The organism is Bacillus sp. EB106-07-01-XG149 (assembly GCF_058791555.1).
Genome location: NZ_JBYTDP010000002.1, coordinates 816,621 through 834,257 on the forward strand (window position 1 = coordinate 816,621; position 17,637 = coordinate 834,257).

Annotated in this window: 14 protein-coding genes and 2 other annotated features; of the genes, 3 read left to right on the forward strand and 11 right to left on the reverse strand. The window is 37.0% G+C overall.

Annotation, left to right across the window (positions count from 1 at the left end):
* From isdX2 to zapA, 8 genes are all read right to left on the reverse strand, one after another.
* Positions 1-2,505 (reverse strand): NEAT domain-containing hemophore IsdX2 (gene isdX2 / locus AC3WTA_RS10350; RefSeq protein WP_492332871.1); only part of this gene is annotated, 2,505 nt, incomplete at its 3' end.
* 19 nt (positions 2,506-2,524) lie between these two features.
* Complete coding sequence (gene isdC, locus AC3WTA_RS10355) at positions 2,525-3,232, reverse strand: heme uptake protein IsdC (protein ID WP_078182790.1); 708 nt, start codon at positions 3,230-3,232, stop codon at positions 2,525-2,527.
* Between the two features lie 499 nt (positions 3,233-3,731).
* Entirely contained in the window at positions 3,732-5,057 is a 1,326-nt protein-coding gene (brnQ6, locus tag AC3WTA_RS10360) for a branched-chain amino acid transport system II carrier protein BrnQ6 (protein WP_000842661.1), read from the reverse strand.
* 115 nt (positions 5,058-5,172) lie between these two features.
* Positions 5,173-5,423: a binding site (T-box leader), on the reverse strand.
* Between the two features lie 108 nt (positions 5,424-5,531).
* Positions 5,532-6,221, reverse strand: a complete 690-nt coding sequence (locus AC3WTA_RS10365; RefSeq protein WP_000700742.1) for a 23S rRNA pseudouridine(2604) synthase RluF — start codon at positions 6,219-6,221, stop codon at positions 5,532-5,534.
* Positions 6,222-6,415: 194 nt separating this feature from the next.
* Positions 6,416-8,776 carry an endonuclease MutS2 gene (locus AC3WTA_RS10370; protein ID WP_000893722.1) on the reverse strand — a complete coding sequence of 787 codons (2,361 nt, stop codon included), beginning with the start codon at positions 8,774-8,776 and terminating at the stop codon, positions 6,416-6,418.
* 19 nt (positions 8,777-8,795) lie between these two features.
* Positions 8,796-10,514 carry a DNA polymerase/3'-5' exonuclease PolX gene (gene polX / locus AC3WTA_RS10375; protein ID WP_492332872.1) on the reverse strand — a complete coding sequence of 573 codons (1,719 nt, stop codon included), beginning with the start codon at positions 10,512-10,514 and terminating at the stop codon, positions 8,796-8,798.
* Between the two features lie 55 nt (positions 10,515-10,569).
* The gene (locus AC3WTA_RS10380) at positions 10,570-11,109 is read right to left on the reverse strand and encodes a CvpA family protein (protein WP_000565411.1); all 540 of its coding nucleotides are present in this window, start codon (positions 11,107-11,109) and stop codon (positions 10,570-10,572) included.
* Between the two features lies 1 nt (position 11,110).
* Positions 11,111-11,380, reverse strand: coding sequence for a cell division protein ZapA (zapA, locus tag AC3WTA_RS10385; RefSeq protein ID WP_000082701.1), 270 nt, complete (start codon positions 11,378-11,380; stop codon positions 11,111-11,113).
* Between the two features lie 124 nt (positions 11,381-11,504).
* On the opposite strand from zapA, the gene rnhC reads away from it, so the two are divergent.
* The 3 genes from rnhC (at position 11,505) to AC3WTA_RS10400 (ending at position 13,090) form a co-directional block, all read left to right on the forward strand.
* Positions 11,505-12,440 (forward strand): ribonuclease HIII, encoded by a 936-nt coding sequence (rnhC, locus tag AC3WTA_RS10390; protein ID WP_000071613.1) that lies wholly within the window; start codon positions 11,505-11,507, stop codon positions 12,438-12,440.
* 115 nt (positions 12,441-12,555) lie between these two features.
* Positions 12,556-12,825, forward strand: coding sequence for a hypothetical protein (locus AC3WTA_RS10395; protein ID WP_000925541.1), 270 nt, complete (start codon positions 12,556-12,558; stop codon positions 12,823-12,825).
* Between the two features lie 13 nt (positions 12,826-12,838).
* On the forward strand, positions 12,839-13,090 hold the full coding sequence (locus AC3WTA_RS10400; RefSeq protein ID WP_048562156.1) for a hypothetical protein: 252 nt from the start codon (positions 12,839-12,841) through the stop codon (positions 13,088-13,090).
* 44 nt (positions 13,091-13,134) lie between these two features.
* Here the strand turns inward: AC3WTA_RS10400 and AC3WTA_RS10405 are convergent, their stop codons facing one another.
* The 3 genes from AC3WTA_RS10405 to pheT form a co-directional block, all read right to left on the reverse strand.
* The gene (locus AC3WTA_RS10405) at positions 13,135-13,269 is read right to left on the reverse strand and encodes a YuzL family protein (RefSeq protein ID WP_000039594.1); all 135 of its coding nucleotides are present in this window, start codon (positions 13,267-13,269) and stop codon (positions 13,135-13,137) included.
* A 91-nt stretch (positions 13,270-13,360) separates the two neighbouring features.
* Positions 13,361-14,752 carry an asparagine--tRNA ligase gene (gene asnS / locus AC3WTA_RS10410; RefSeq protein ID WP_353706530.1) on the reverse strand — a complete coding sequence of 464 codons (1,392 nt, stop codon included), beginning with the start codon at positions 14,750-14,752 and terminating at the stop codon, positions 13,361-13,363.
* A 52-nt stretch (positions 14,753-14,804) separates the two neighbouring features.
* Positions 14,805-15,056 (reverse strand) — a binding site (T-box leader).
* A gap of 144 nt (positions 15,057-15,200) precedes the next feature.
* Positions 15,201-17,621: a phenylalanine--tRNA ligase subunit beta gene (gene pheT / locus AC3WTA_RS10415; protein WP_000498198.1), complete on the reverse strand. Its 2,421-nt coding sequence runs from the start codon at positions 17,619-17,621 to the stop codon at positions 15,201-15,203.
* Positions 17,622-17,637: the final 16 nt, after the last annotated feature.

Genomic DNA, 17,637 nt, shown 5'->3' on the forward strand with positions numbered 1-17,637 from the left:
GTTTCCACCTTGGTTGTCGTTTCCACCTTGGTTGTCGTTTCCACCTTGGTTGTCGTTTCCACCTTGGTTGTCGTTTCCACCTTGGTTGTCGTTTCCGCCTTGATTACCTAAAACTTTTATACTATCTTGATCAAATACAAATTGAACATCGTAGAAATGGTGATAATTCATCGCATCAATATCTACTTTTACTTTTGCGTTTAATTTTTTAGATAAATCATCTACTTCTAACTCTACTACTTTTGTATTTTGCTCTTTATTCTCACTTAATACTTTTGCATTAACAAAAGAACTATTCTTCTCAAACTCAAACTTTGTAATCCATGCACTATTCGTTAATGTAAACGATACATACTTCTTACCATCTTTCACTTTTAGTACAGCTGGACTCTTTGTATATGTGTTCATCATTGAAATTTCTTCTGTTTTATCTTTTAGAACTTTAAAGCCAATGCTGTATTCACCATCTTTAAGGGCTTTTGGATCAATGGTTGTGTTGTTGCCTTGGTTGTTGTTTCCGCCTTGGTTGTCGTTTCCGCCTTGGTTATTGTTTCCGCCTTGGTTATCGTTTCCGCCTTGGTTATCGTTTCCGCCTTGATTATCGTTTCCGCCTTGATTATCGTTTCCGCCTTGATTATCGTTTCCGCCTTGATTATCGTTTCCGCCTTGATTGTCTAACGGTTTAACGCTATCTTTATCAAATGCGAATTGAATGTCGTAGAAATGATGATAATTCATTGAATCGATATCTACTTTTACTTTTGCATTTAACTTTTTAGATAAATCATCTACTTCTACTTCCACTACGCGTGTATCAGCTTTTTTATCTTCACTTAATACACTCGCATCAACGAACGAACCATTTTTCTCAAATTCAAACTTTGTAATCCATGCACTATTCGTTAATGTGAATGATACATATTTTTTACCATCTTTCACCTTTAACACGCCCGGACTCTTCGTATACGTGTTCATCATTGAAATTTCTTCTGTTTGATCTTTTAAAGCTTTGAAACTGATGCTGTATTCGCCATCTTTCATTGTTTCAACATTCGGCTTCTCTACTTCTGGTTTCTCTACCTCTGGCTTTTTATCTCCATCTGGTTGCTTTTCTTCGTTCTTAATTGGCTCAAGTTTATCTTGATTAAATTGAAGTTGTAATTCATGCGTTTGTTTATAATTTTGTGATGCCACTTCAATAAATACTTTTGTATTCAACTTTTTAGATAAACTGTCTACTTCAAATTCTACTACTCTTGTATTTTTCTCTTTATCTTCACTTACTACTTTCGCATCAACAAATGAACCATCTTTTTCTGTTTGGAAATTTTTAATTGATGCGTTATCTGTTAATGTTACAGTCGCTTTTTTCTTACCGTTTTCTACTTTTAATACTGCTGGACTTATTAGCTTGTCTTTCATTCTAGATTCTTCATCTGTCTTATCTTTTAATACTTTAAATGGAATGCTGTACTCTCCATCTTTAATTGTTTCAACTTCTGGTTTTTCTACTTCCGGCTTTTTATCTCCATCCGGTTGTTTTTCTTCATTTTTAATTTGTTCAAGTTTATCTTGTTCAAATAAAAGTTGTACATTATGTGTTTGCTTGTAACCTTGTGATGCCACTTCAATAAATACTTTTGTATTTATTTTTTTAGATAAATCGTCCACTTCAAACTCTACTACTCTTGTATCTTTTTCTTTATCTTCACTCACTACTTTTGCATCAACAAATGCGCCATCTTTTTCCGTTTGGAAATTTTTAATTAATGAGCTACTTGTTAGTGTTACAATTGCCTTTTTCTTACCGTTTTCTACTTTTAATACTCCTGGATTTACCATGTAAGTATTCATCTTAGATTCTTCATCTGTTTGATCTTTTAACACTTTAAATGGAATACTATAATTCCCATCGTTAATTGTGTTAGAATTGGGTTGTTGATCTGGGTCAGGCTTTTGGTCGGGCTTCTGACTTGGATCCGGTTTTTCATTTGGATCTGGCTTATTTGCTGGATCCTCTTTTTCATTTGGTTTTTCTACATGAATCGGTGTAATACTATTTTGATCAAATGCAATACGCACATCATAGTCATGATGATAACTTAAAAAGTCTATGTCTACTTTTACTTTCGCATTTAATACTTTCTCTACATCGTCCACTTCAAATTCTACTACTCGTGTATCTTTTTCTTTATCTTCACTAATTACATTTGTCGCAACAAACTGGCCACTTTTTTCTGTTTCAAACTTCGTAATCCATGAACTATGTTCTAACGTAAAGGATACCTTCTTCTTCCCATCCTTCACTTTTAAAGTTCCTGGACTTACAGAGTATTGATTCATCATAGATTCTTCATCTGATGTATCCTTAAGAACTTTGAAACCGATTGAATATTCACCGTCAGCTAGTTGGCTTGCTGCTTGAACTGCAAGAGGTTGTAATGTTGATACGAATGTAAATATCATTAAACACATCGCAACAACAATTTTAAGATATCTATTCAATGGGATAACGCTCCTTTATTTAGTTTTGACGTACTTTACGAATTAAGAAAACACCTGAAATAAGAATTAACACTGCAAATAATCCGATGCGTGCTTCATCGCCTGTTTTTGGGTTATCTGTTTTTTCAGCTTTACCACTTTCATTTGTTCCTTTGTTCGCCTCTTTATTTGTTTCTTTATTCTCTTCTTTCTTCACTTCTTCTTTTACTTTTGTATCTGTTTTTGTCTGATCATTATTCTTTGTTGCAGCAGTTGCTTTATTTTCTCCACCTACCGCTTTTACATTTGCATCAAACGCAAAGCGAATTGTGTAGTTATGGTCATAATTTACGTTAGGTACAACAACATGAATTTTTGCAGCTGCTGGCTTAGATAAATCGTCTATTTTAAACTCTACAGTTCTTTTATCTGCTGATTCATCTTTACTAACAACTTTTGCATCAACAAAGTTCCCGTTCTCTGGTGCTTTAAATTCTGTAATCCAAGCACTATGATTCATCGGAATTTGTACTCTCATCTCACCATTTTTCACAATTAACTTAGCTGGTTTTTCAAAATAATCATTTGCCATTGAAGCTGAATCATTTTCTGCTTTTTGTATGACATAGTTAATATCATAAGTACCGTCAGCTACATTTGCCGAAGCTTGTCCAAATGGCACTACGAAAAAAGCTAGCATACATACGAATGTCATCATAAAAGCGGGTAATACAGAAATCTTTCTCATTTGGCTTACTTCCTCCTTGTTTATCTTTCATCCATACTTTTTTGAAAATGATAATTATTCTCAATTTATAAGAAAAAAATAATAATCCTCTATCATTATTTAATTGTAATTTATTTATGTAATGTAGATATTATTGATTATCATTCTCACTACGTGTTAAAAATAATATCCCTCCCTATTCCTTATAAAGAGCGATTTACATTTTAACATAAGTCCCTATTTCTATTGATGATTATCATTCTCAATGAAGGTCAAAAAAAATAAAACTAACCATTCTCCTACTCTATCACCTCTATCTACAAAATGATATCGTTATAGAAAACCTTATACCTTTCACTCCTCACTTTCCTTCCAATATTTCCACAACTAAGTCAATCTTAGCCTAATGCTAATTTTTTTGTCAACTATATTACGTATAAAATTTTTAATATCTAAATTTCCCTATATGTAATTTTTTCTACAAAAAAAGAGACTTTCTTTCATAGAAAGCCTCTTTTCACTATTTTTCTACAGCAACTTCTTGCTTTTGAAATAAAGAAACTACATATCCAATTGCAATTCCAATGATACCCGGAACTAGCCAACCAATCCCTACACTATATAGTGGAATTTTATCTAAGATAGGAGCAAGGGCCACTACTTGAAGATTTGCATTATGCAACCCATCAAAGAAGCTAATTGCAAATGAACCTACAATACCGCCTACATACATAGCTAATGGAAGACGAATATAGTTTTCAACAAGTGATAATACAATCAGTACGATACCAATTGGGTAAATTGCAATTAAAATCGGTAATGCTAATGCGTTTAACTGAGTTAACCCAAGGTTTGCTACCATAAATGCTAATACACAGAAGATGAAAACAACCTTTTGATAAGAAAGCTTTGGTAATAAGGAAGAAAAATATTCCCCACAAGCTGCAACAATACCTACAGAAGTTGTTAAACATGCCGCTGTAATTGCGATCCCTAATAATAAAGTTCCGTAACTACCAAATAAATGATTTACAACGTTTGTTAAAATAATTCCTCCGTTTGCCCCCATTCCAAGAGACACACTAGAAGCTCCCAGATAAGCAAGTGCTAAATAAACAAGTAGTAAACCGAGCGCTGCAATAAATCCTGCAAAGATTGTTACTTTTGCAATGCTGTTCTTATTTGTAACGCCTTTTGCTTTTAAAGCATTAATAACAACATTTCCGAAAACAAGTGCTGCAAGTCCATCTAAAGTTAAATATCCATCAATAAAACCTTTAAAGAGCGGAGCATTATACGCTTCTGTCGGTGCACCAAATTCTCCAATTGGTGTAATAATTGCTTTACCTACGATAATTGCTATAACAGCTAACAAAATCGGAGTTAATACTTTACCGATGCGGCCCACTAATTTCGATGGGTTTAAAGCTAAATAGAAAGTTACTGCAAAGAAAATGAATGTAAAGATAACAAGTGGATAAGATTGACCAGCTATCTCACTTGGTAAAAATGGTGCAACACTCATTTCATAAGCAACTGTTCCTGTACGCGGAACACTTACGAATACGCCTAAACATAAATAAATTGCAGTGATAAAAACAAGTGCGAATACAGGGTGTACACGTCCCGCTAGCTCATTAATATCTCCCTTTAGAGCTATAACAATTACCCCTAATAAAGGTAATCCAACACCTGTTACGATAAAGCCAAATAACGCGATCCATACGTCTGTTCCAGCACCTTGCCCTAACGCCGGCGGGAAAATCATATTACCTGCACCGAAAAATAGTGCAAACAACATTAAACTTATTGCAAACATCTCAGAAAACTTTAAAGATGATTTCATTTCTACTAACCTCCTAATTTTTTATATTAACAAAATATTCTGAATTAAATACCGTCACATATCCTCTTTCAAGCATACTTCCCCGTAAAAGAACGCAAAAAACACCCGTCCCTAACAAAGGGACGAGTGTTGAAATCGTGGTTCCACCCTTATTCTAATAAAATGAATTTATAACAAAATAAGCTCATTTTATAGCTCGTGTAAATTGATAACGGTTTTATCCGCCAAGAATTACAATGCATCATGCAGTTCACTCTTGAAGTTTAGAGGTGGTAAGTTTGTCTTTCCGTATTAGGAAGCTCACAGCCTAGGCTTCCCTCTCTGAGAATCGTCAAAAACAACTCATGTCCTCATCATTACTTTTATAAAATATCTTGTCGAAACTTGTTGTTTTTTATTATATGGGCTATTTTTTAAAAAATCAATAGTTTTATTGTTTCTGACAAAAAAATATAGGGAGAAAATTTTCCCTCCCTATAACTGATTTATTAAAATATCTAATTCCTCAGATGTAACGCTCCGCCATTTTCCCACTTCAAGATCGTCTAGCTCTATATTCAGAATACGAACCCGCTTTAGCTTTGTTACAGTAAACCCGAAAGCACGGCTCATTCTACGAATTTGTCTGTTCATTCCTTGCGTTAAAACGATGCGAAATGTAGATTGATCCATTCTCGTCACTTTACAAGGCTTCGTCATTCCATCTTTAATCTTTACACCGCTGGACATCTCATCAATAAACCAATCTGTAAACGGCTTATCAACCGTAACGATGTATTCTTTCTCGTGCTCATGATCACCGTGTAAAATTTGATTTGCAATCCCACCGTCATTCGTTAATAAGATTAGTCCTTCCGACGCTTTATCTAATCGCCCAACAGGAAAGATACGCTCTGGGTAATTGATATAATCGATAATATTATCTTCAATATGCTCGGCTGCTGTACAAGTAATACCAACTGGTTTATGAAAGGCAATATACACCTTTTCCTTCTCTTCTTTTGCAATAACCTGTCCATCAATCGTTACCACATCACCATCGCTCACGAGTGCACCGTGCGTACATATTTCGCCGTTAATAGCCACGCGTCCGGCTTTAATGAGACGGTCTGTTTCGCGTCTTGAGCAAGATTTTGCTTCGCTTATGTATTGGTTGATTTTCATAGCTTATTCCTTTTCCTATATATTAAAAGCGTCAATCTATGGCAATATCACTCTGCCACGATTGACGCTCGTTTACTTCGCAAAAACAACTAAATAAATAACCCCAATCACCAAAAATATTCCGCAACAAGCTAACAATACTTTTGCAAGTTTGTCCATAAACATATAATGGTTCCCCTTTGTTTCGTTGTTTGCTATTTTAATTCGACAACTGTTACGCCTAGGCCTCCCTCGCCCATGTCACCGTAGCGGTAGTTTTTCACACCGCGATGCTTCTTCAAGTAATCTTGTACACCTTGTCGAAGCGCTCCTGTTCCTTTACCGTGAATAATTGATACGCGCGGATAGCTTGCAAGCTGTGCATCATCTAAATATTTTTCAACGCGCATCATTGCATCTTCATAACGTTCACCGCGAAGATCAAGCTCTAACGAAACGTGATAATCTCTACCCTTCACACTTGCGACCGCTTTTTTCTCAGTTTGCTTCGGTGTATTAATGTATTCCATATTGGATTCTTTCACTTTCATCTTCAGAATACCAATTTGTACGCTCCACTCTGTATCACTTACCTTTTCAAGTAATTGACCTTTTTGACCAAACGTTAACACTTTTACTTCATCACCTGCGCGTAATTGTTGTTTTGGCGCTGTGTTTTTCACGTTTACTTTTTGTTTCTTCACAAGCTCTGGCGCCGTACCTTCTAGACGGCTCTTTGCTTCAATAAGCTCATGGTCTTTCACGTTTATAAGCTGTGCTTTACGCAATTGACGAAGTTCTCGAATAATGCCTTCTGCTTCTTTCTTTGCAGCTTCGACTTTTTCTTCCCCTTCTTTTTGCGCTTTTAATAATTTTTCATCGCGCTCATCATTAAATTCAATAATTTGACGCTGTAATTCGCGATGCAGTTTTTCAGATTGCTTGCGAAGTGCTTCTGCTTCGTTCCAGTCACGCTCTGCATTCTTTTGACTTTCTTCTAACTTCGCAATCATATTTTCAATTTTGTTTGTATCTGTACTAATGTGGTTACGAGCTTGATCAATCACGCGATCAGATAATCCAAGGCGCTTCGAAATTTCAAAGGCATTACTACGTCCTGGTACACCGATTAATAATTTATACGTTGGGCTTAATGTATTCACGTCGAACTCAACGCTCGCATTAATAACTTTCTCACGGTTATATCCGTATGCTTTTAATTCTGGGTAATGCGTCGTAGCAACAACGCGAGCACCACGATTACATACTTCATCTAAAATTGAAATTGCTAATGCAGCCCCTTCTTGCGGGTCTGTTCCAGCACCTAATTCATCGAATAGAACTAAGCTTTCAAAATCAGCTTTTTCTAAAATATCAACAATGTTCACCATATGTGAGGAGAACGTACTTAAACTTTGTTCAATCGATTGCTCATCACCGATATCGGCAAAGATATTTTTAAATACACAAATCTCTGACTCATCCATTACTGGAATGTGAAGGCCAGATTGCGCCATTAATACACAAATACCAACTGTTTTCAGCGTAACTGTTTTACCACCTGTATTCGGTCCTGTGATAACAATTGTCGTGAAATCTTTACCTAACATAATGTTATTTGGCACGATAATTTCTGGATCAATAAGCGGATGACGTGCTTGTCTTAAATCCATATAGCGCTCGTTATTTACAATTGGCTTCGTTGCTTTAATTCGCTTCGCATAAAAAGCTTTCGCAAAGATGAAGTCAAGATTCGCAACTACTTCTACGTTAGATAAAACGATATCCGCTTCTACTGCCACTTCTTCTGTTAACATCAATAAGATGCGTTCGATTTCTTGTTTTTCTTTCACTCGTGCTTCTTGAAGCGCGTTATTTAACTCTACAATGACTTGTGGTTCAATAAATAACGTTTGCCCAGAAGCTGATTGATCATGGACAATACCGCCATACACACCGCGGTATTCTTGTTTTACTGGGATTACGTAACGTTCGTTACGAATCGTTACAATCGCGTCAGACAACATCTTTTGCGCGTTGGAAGAACGCGTCATGTTTTCTAACTTTTCACGAATACGACTTTCCGCAGTACGAATTTGAGTACGAATACCACGCAGTTTATCACTTGCGCTATCGACTACTTCACCGCCATCACCGATACAATTTGTAATTTTCTTTTCTAAATCATATAAAGATACAATTTGAGCGACATGAGTTTCTAAAATTGGAAGCTCCACACCATTATCAACCATATCTTCGATGAAACGTTTCATATTACGACTACCGTACATTGTATTTGCAATATCAAGTAGTTCGTTCGGACTTAACATACTTCCAATCTTTGCACGCTTCACATTTGAGCGAATATCCGTAATACCACCTAATGGTGCACTACCTTTTAAGCGAATGACTTTCGCTGCTTCATCCGTTGTATCTTGCATTTCTACAATTTCTTCAAAATCAGTGCTTGGCACTAAATGCTTCACTTTGTCACGGCCAAGTGAAGAGGCTGTATGTTCAAGTAATTGTTCTTTTACTTTATTGTATTCTAATACACGCAACGTTCTTTCTAACATGTTGCAGGTCCCCCTTGTGTTACTTATTACGTTTAATATAATCTAATAAACGTTCAATATCCCACGTGTTAATCACGTTATCTTTTTGAATCCAACCTTTACGTGCTGCTGCTACACCTGTTTCCATATCTTCTAACATTTCAAGCGTATGAGCATCCGTATTAATCGCTACTTTCACACCAGCGTCTTGTGCTTGTTTTAATAATTTCGCGCTTAAATCTAGACGGTTTGGATTCGCATTTAATTCTAAAACTGTATTTGTTTCTTTTGCGAGCTCGATTAATAAATCTGTATCCACATCATAGCCCTCGCGGCGTCCAAGAAGACGTCCTGTCGGATGAGCAATCATTGTGACATGCTTATTCTCTAGCGCAGCACGAAGACGTTTCATAATCGTTTCACGGTCTTGTGAGAAGCTAGAGTGAATCGCTCCAATGACATAATCTAATTCTGCTAATACTTCATCGTCAAAATCAAGTGTTGCATCCGGTAAAATATCCATTTCAATTCCGCGTAAAATTGTAATGTCTGGATACTTTTCGTTCATACGTTCAATTTCTTTCGCTTGTTCACGAAGGCGCTCTTTCGTTAAACCGTTCGCTACTTTCAAGTATTGTGAGTGATCTGTAATCGCCATAAACTTATATCCACGAGCACGACACGCTTGTACCATCTCTTCAATGGAAAAAGCACCGTCACTCCATGTTGTATGCATATGTAAATCACCTTGTATGTCAGAGAACTGAATTAAGTTTGGATACTCTTTAATTAATTCAATTTCTTTTCCATCTTCACGCACTTCTGGTGGGATAAATGGAAGACCGAAATGAGCGAAGAACTCCTCTTCTGTTTCAAATGTTCTCACTTCACCTGTTTCTAAGTTTTCTACACCGTACTCACTAATTTTCTCGCCTCTATCTTTCGCGATTTGGCGCATTTTTACGTTATGGTCTTTTGATCCTGTGAAATGATGAAGAGTTGTAATAAATTCTTCAGGTTTTACTAAGCGGAAATCGATTGAAATATCATATTCATATTGAAGACGAACAGAAACTTTCGTATCTCCACTTGCGATTACTTCAATCATATTATCAAATTGCAGTAAATGCTCACGTACTGCAGCTGGTTCTGACGTTGCAATGATAAAGTCTAAATCTTTCACTGTTTCACGAACACGGCGCAAACTACCAGCACGAGAGAAAAGAATTACTTCAGCAATATTCGACAATTTCTCCTCTATTTCCCCGGCAATAGGCAATACCATTGCGATTGGTAAACGCTCTGGACGAGATCCTACTTGATCGATTGCTTCTAATATTTTCTCTTCTGTCTTCTTACCGAAACCTGCTAAAGCTTGTACTTTATTTTCCTCACAAACCGCTTTTAGCGATTCCATATCAACAACACCAAGTTCTTTATATAACTTAGCCACCTTTTTACCACCAAGTCCTGGCAATTTTAATAACGGTAATAAGCTACTTGGCACTTCTTTCTCAAGCTCTTGTAATACTTCAGATGTTCCCGATTCTATATATTCTTGAATAACTGCCGCTGTTCCTTTTCCAATGCCCGGAATCTTCGTAAAATCTTCAATTTCAGAAAGACTGCGATCGTCACTTTCTAACGCTGCCGCCGCCTTACGAAATGCAGATATTTTAAATGGATTCGCGCCCTTTAGTTCCATAAAAAGCCCAATTGTCTCTAGTAATTTAATAACTTGTTTTTTATTTACTTTCATCATTACCCCGCCTTTCTTTCATAGAAAAAAACTCCTCTTTCCGAAAAAAGAGAAGTTATACTCTGCTACCTGTCTGCCATAGTTCCTTCACCTTTTCAGAAAGAATCGGTGTATCGTCTACAATTATTTTGCTAATTGATGATTTTTGTAATGGTGTTTGTATTTGTTCAATTGGAAGAATGTTTCCAACGATAATTAAAACAAACAAAATAATATATACTTCTAAAAATCCGAGAATTGCCCCCGCAAACGCATTGACTTGCTTTAAAACCGGTATTTCTGCAAACATATTTAACAAATTACCAAGTAATGAAAGTGCAATTTTTGTAATAATAAACAATATGATAAACGCTAGTGCTTGATAAAATACTGTTTCAATATTATTTGCATCAATCCATTCTGGAACAGATACGTTTTTATCAAATGGATACGGAATAAATTTCGCAAGTGCTGGCGCTAAATCTTTACAGTACCAGTATGCAACAAGGTATGCGATAATAAAGCTTGTTAACTTTACAAGTTGCAGAATAAACCCTCTGCGTAAGCCGAGGAAAAATCCCATAACAAGCAGTAAAATGATAATAATATCAATCATGTTATTCCATTCCTTTTTTTGTCATACTTTCTTTCAATTTCTCATGTTCTTCTTTTAATTTTATGTAATCGTGTATGACGTTTACTGCCGTCAATACCGCTAGTCTACTCGTGTCAAGCGAAGGATTCTTGGCATTGAGTTCGCGCATTTTATCATCCACAATCGCTGCTACCATGCGGATATGACTTGTACTTTCATCGCCAACAACTGAATATTGTTGACCATAGATTTCTACATTAATTCGACTTTTCTTTCCCTTTTGTTGTGACAACTCACCGGCCTCCAATCACGTACAGAATCCTAAAGTTTATCATACCATGAACCATCATATTATGGAAACAGAAAGAACAATCCGATATGATAAAAATAACAATATAAAAAAAGGAGCGACCATCTTGTCAAATTCTATCGTAATACAAACAAGTTCTACAGTAATTGAAGACATGAAACAACAATATAAACAAGCGCTTAGCCCAAAAATCCCACAAGGCGGGATCTTCATGGCAAAGGTGCCATCTTGCACGATTACAGCTTATAAATCTGGAAAAGTAATGTTCCAAGGAGGCCGTGCTGAAGCAGAAGCTTCTCGTTGGCAAACTGTCTCTCAAACACCGAAAACAGCTGTAAAAAAATCTGTCGATTCACACCGTTATGCACCCCCTGCTTCCATCGGTACAATGTCTATCGTAGGGTCAGATGAAGTTGGTACTGGTGATTTCTTCGGACCGATGACAGTAGTTGCTGTATATGTGGATGCGAAGCAAATCCCACTGTTAAAAGAACTTGGTGTAAAAGACTCTAAAAACTTAAATGACGATCAAATTACTGCCATTGCAAAACAACTTCTACACGTTGTTCCTTACAGCTCTCTTGTCCTTCATAATGAAAAATATAACGAGCTATTTGATAAAGGAAACAACCAAGGTAAGTTAAAAGCTTTACTACATAATAAAGCTATTACAAACTTATTAGCTAAAATTGCACCTACAAAGCCTGAAGGCGTCTTAATCGATCAATTCACACAACCAGATACATACTATAAATATTTAGCAAAGCAAAAGCAGGTACAGCGTGAAAATGTTTACTTCGCGACGAAAGGCGAAAGCGTCCATTTAGCAGTAGCCGCTGCTTCTATTTTAGCTCGCTACTCATTCGTAAAACAGTTTGACGAATTAAGCAAAAAAGCTGGTATGTCACTTCCAAAAGGTGCTGGTAAACAAGTCGATATCGCCGCTGCTAAATTAATTCAAAAGCTTGGTAAAGAACGATTACCTGAGTTTGTGAAAATGCATTTCGCTAATAAGGAGAAGGCCTTTCGCTTATTAAAATAGTATCGACAAAAACAGGAGGCTACAAACTCCTGTTTTTTTGTTTCCCTACTATTATCCTTATAATTTTGTTACAATTAAAATATACAGATTATTCTAACACAGGAGGAGATTCCCATTGCTACTTCTACAAATGATTCTAAATATTTTACTAGGCGATCCACACGAAAGACAGTTTGAAATTAGAGAAAACATTCAGCTACTAAGTGAACAACGAGAATTCAACGATTTAATAGAGCGCTATGGCCGATCTTTCTTATTAAACTTTCGGATTCGAAGATTTATCGGGAAACACGATGCCCGCTTGTTAATACATAATCCAGCAAAACTACAACACTTCTGTGAGGAACTTGAATGTATGATTAGAAGAAAAAGATTGTTTACATAAGGAGGGAATTCATATGAACGCTTTAAAAGTTAAAAAGTTATTATATGTTTTCGTACACCTCGTAGGCCCACTTTCTTACCTGACTATTTCTACCATTTGGGGAGCTTTTTTCACTTCTAAATCCACATTCGAAAATATATCTGATAATCTTGGTGTGATGGCCATCTATTACGTGCTCATGAGCTTACTGTGGTTTTTCTATTTAGATCGATTAGACAAAGATGTAGATAAAATTACAAAAGAGATTAATGATAATAAGGTGTAATACATATAAAAAAAGGAGAGCCGCCAAGACTCTCCTTTTTTATGTTAGCTTCTTTTCTGCTTCTTATTTGATGAAGATACTTTATGAGAACCTGTTTCATGTGTCGTCGTTCCTTGTCCTTCTACTTCTGGAGAACCTAGGCTTGATCTTGAATGATCTTTTTTTACTTTTTTACTCATTTATATTCACCCCTTCGCGTTACTTTTTGCTACGAGGTAATAAACTATGCAAACAAAAAAGCGAGAGGAAACCCTCTCGCTTTTTCATATCTTAAAACTCAGAAGAACCTGGAGTTCTTGGGAATGGAATTACGTCACGGATGTTAGCCATGCCAGTGATGTACATTAAGAAGCGCTCAAAACCTAGACCGAATCCAGCGTGTTTTGTACCGCCGTATTTTCTAAGTTCTAAGTACCACCAGTAGTCCTCTTCGTTCATACCTAATTCTTTAATTCTGTCTACTAAAACGTCCATTCTTTCTTCACGTTGGCTTCCGCCGATTAATTCGCCGATGCCAGGAACTAGAAGGTCAGTAGCAGCTACTGTTTTTCCATCTTCATTCATACGCATGTAGAACGCTTTAATGTCTTTTGGATAGTCAGTTACGAATACAGGGCGTTTGAAAATTTCTTCTGATAAGTATCTTTCGTGCTCTGTTTGTAAGTCAATACCCCATTCTACTGGATATTTGAATTCAGCACCTGACTCTTGAAGCACTTTAATTGCTTCTGTATATGTGATACGACCGAAGTCAGAGTTGATTACGTTGTTCATGCGCTCAAGAACTGTTTTATCAACGAAGCTGTTGAAGAATTCCATTTCTTCTGGTGCATGCTCTAGTACGTATTTCATTGCATATTTCAGCATATCTTCTGTAAGATCCATTACGTCGCCTAATTCAGCGAATGCAATCTCCGGCTCAACCATCCAGAACTCAGCTGCGTGGCGAGTTGTGTTTGAGTTTTCTGCACGGAATGTAGGTCCGAATGTGTATACGTCACGGAATGCTAATGCATAAGCTTCAGCGTTCAGCTGTCCACTTACTGTTAAGTTTGTTTCTTTGCCGAAGAAGTCTTTTGATTCATCAACTTGTCCGTCTTCACCTTTTGGTACGTTGTTTAAATCTTGCGTTGTTACGCGGAACATTTCGCCTGCACCTTCTGTATCACTACCAGTGATGATTGGTGTGTGAACATGTACGAATCCACGCTCTTGGAAGAACTGGTGAATCGCAAATGCTGCGACAGAACGTACACGGAACGTTGCAGAGAATGCATTTGTTCTTGGACGTAAGTGAGCAATTGTACGTAAGTATTCAAACGTGTGACGTTTCTTTTGAAGTGGGTAATCAGAATCTGATAAGCCCTCGATATCAATTTTTTCTGCTTTAATTTCAAATGGTTGCTTCGCTCCAGGCGTTGCAATTACTGTACCTTCTACTTTAACTGAAGAGCTAAGTGGAAGTTTTGCAATTTCTTTGAAGTTTTCTAACTCTGTATCGAAAACGATTTGAACGCTTTTGAAAAAGCTACCGTCGTTTAATTCGATGAAACCAAATGCTTTTGAATCACGTAAGTTACGAATCCACCCTGATACTTGTACTGTTTGACCTGCGTATTTATCTGTATCTCTATACAGACTTTTTACTAATGTGTTTTCCATAGTGAAATTCTCCTTTGCACATATATTTAAATACAAAAAAACCTTTCATCCATAAAGGGACGAAAGGTTAAACTTCGCGGTACCACCCAATTTGTCATAAAGACCAACTTTAACTCGTATGTAATACATACTTCCCGGTTTGTAACAGGCCGGATTCCCGTCTAAGCCTACTCTTGAATACAAGTTTCAATTTCGGTTAGCAACTCCAAGGTGTTCTTCACATATACCGCCTCATCAGGCTCTCACCGTCCCTGACTCGCTTTGGATTATAGTATATACTACTTTTCCTTATCATCGTCTTTCATTTTGTTAAACTAAAATTAATGTACTACATTCGAGAGAAAGATGCAAGATACCAAAAAATATATCAGCGATTTTTGTAACATATCGACTTACCGACAATCGTGCCATAAAAAAAAATTGCCGGACTGAATCCGGCAATCTTTTTTTACTTACGTAACTCCGCACCAAATTTCTCTTCTACCGTTGTTAATACACGGTTATGTGCTTCTGTTACTTCTTCGTCTGTTAACGTACGTTCTGCATCGAAGTAGGTCATAGAGAATGCAAGTGATTTCTTGCCTTCTTCCATTTTTTCACCTTCGTATAAGTCGAATAGCGCTACGTCTTTCAGAAGTTCTCCTCCAGCTTCAGCAATGACTTGCTTCATTTCGCCAGCTTTTGTTTCTTTCGTTACGACAACAGCCATATCACGTGTCATAGATGGGAAACGTGGGATTGCTGAGTAGTAAGTTTCTTCTGCGTCTGCACCGAATACTTTTACAAGAGATAGTTCGAATACGAATGTATTTTTCACATCTAATTGTTTTTCTGCTTCAGGGTGCAATTGACCGATGAAACCAATTACTTCGCCATCTAATACGATGTCAGCTGTACGACCTGGGTGCATACCTTCACGTTTTGCTGGTGCATAAGTGATTTGGTTTGAAACGCCAAGTACATCGAATAATCCTTCTAGTACACCTTTCACAACGAAGAAGTCTACTACTTTCTTTTCACCTTGCCATGCATGGTGAAGAGCAAGACCTGTCATAACACCTGCAAGATGTTGTTCTTCTTTCGGAAGTTCTCCTGCTTCTGTCGGTAAGAAGACAGAACCTACTTCGTATAAAGCAACGCTATCGTTTTTACGTGCAACATTGTATGAAACTGCTTCTAGTAATTGCGGTACTAAACTTAAACGAAGTTGGCTACGCTCTTCACTCATTGGAAGTGCAAGATTTACAGGAGCTTTTTCATTTGGCTCAACCATATATTGTTTCGCTTTATCAGTGCTTGTTAATGAATATGTGATTGCTTCATATAAACCAGCACCTTCTAAGAAGCGACGTACTTTACGACGTTTCGTTTGTGCTGCTGTTAATTTACCACGAGTCATCGTTCCAGAAGGTAATGTAACTGGAATGTGGTCATAACCGTATAGGCGGCCCACTTCTTCTACTAAGTCTTCTGAAATTGTAATGTCAGGACGACGTGCTGGTACATTTACATGGAATGTCCCTTCTACTTCTGTGAATGGGAATTTCAAGTTTGTGAACATTGTACCCATTTCACTTGCAGAAATATCTGTACCTAATACACGATTTACTTTTTCAGCAGTAACAGATACTGTACGCTCTTGTACTTGTAAGTTGTCAGCTTCTACTACACCTTCAAGTGCTTCTCCACCAGCGTATTTCGCCATTAAAGCAGCTGCGTGTTGAATTGCTTCAAATGTACGTGTTGGGTCGATTCCTTTTTCAAAACGTGCACTTGATTCACTGCGAAGACCTAAGTCTTTTGATGTACGGCGTACTGTTTGACCTGCAAAGTATGCAGATTCAATCAAAACATTTACTGTCTCATTTGTAACTTCAGAATCCGCTCCGCCCATTACACCAGCAACAGCTAAAGCTTTTGTTCCGTTTGTAATTACAAGGTGGTGGCTTTGTAACGTACGCTCTTGATCATCTAACGTTTCAATTTTTTCGCCTTCTTTTGCAAGACGAACAACGATTTCTTTTGAACCTAATTTATCGTAATCGAATGCATGTAACGGTTGACCGTATTCCATTAAAATGTAGTTTGTAATATCAACTACATTGCTAATCGGACGAATGCCAGCTGCCATAAGGCGCGTTTGCATCCACATTGGTGATGGACCAATCTTTACGTTCTTCACCATTTTTGCAATATATAATGGGTTTTCTTCTTTCGCTTCTACACTTACAGAAATGTAATCAGAAGTTTTTTCTGCTGTTTCTTGTAAGCTGATAGCTGGAAGTTTTACTTCACGACCATAAATAGCAGCGACTTCATATGCAACACCTAGCATGTTTAAGCAATCTGCACGGTTTGGTGTTAAACCAAGCTCAAGTACTTCATCATGTAAGTTTAAAATTTCAAGTGCGTCTGCACCAACTTCAGCGTCACTCGGGAAGATGAAGATACCGTCTGCATATTCTTTTGAAACTAACTTTCCATCAATGCCAAGCTCTTGAAGCGCACAAACCATACCGTGAGAAGCTTCACCACGTAGTTTTGCCTTTTTAATTTTGAAGTTGCCAGGAAGTACAGCACCAACTTTTGCAACTGGTACTTTTAAACCTTTTGCAATGTTAGCAGCTCCACAAATAATTTGAACTGGCTCTTCTTCACCGATATCGATTAAGCATTTGCTTAATTTATCAGCTTCTGGGTGTTTTTCACATTCTAATACGTGACCAACTACAACACCTTTTACACCTTTATTTAATACTTCAACACCTTCTACTTCAATACCACTTTTCGTGATTTTGTCTGCTAGTTCTTGTGCTGTTACATCTTTAATATCTACATACTCTTGTAACCAACGATATGATACGAACATACTTATCCTCTCCTTC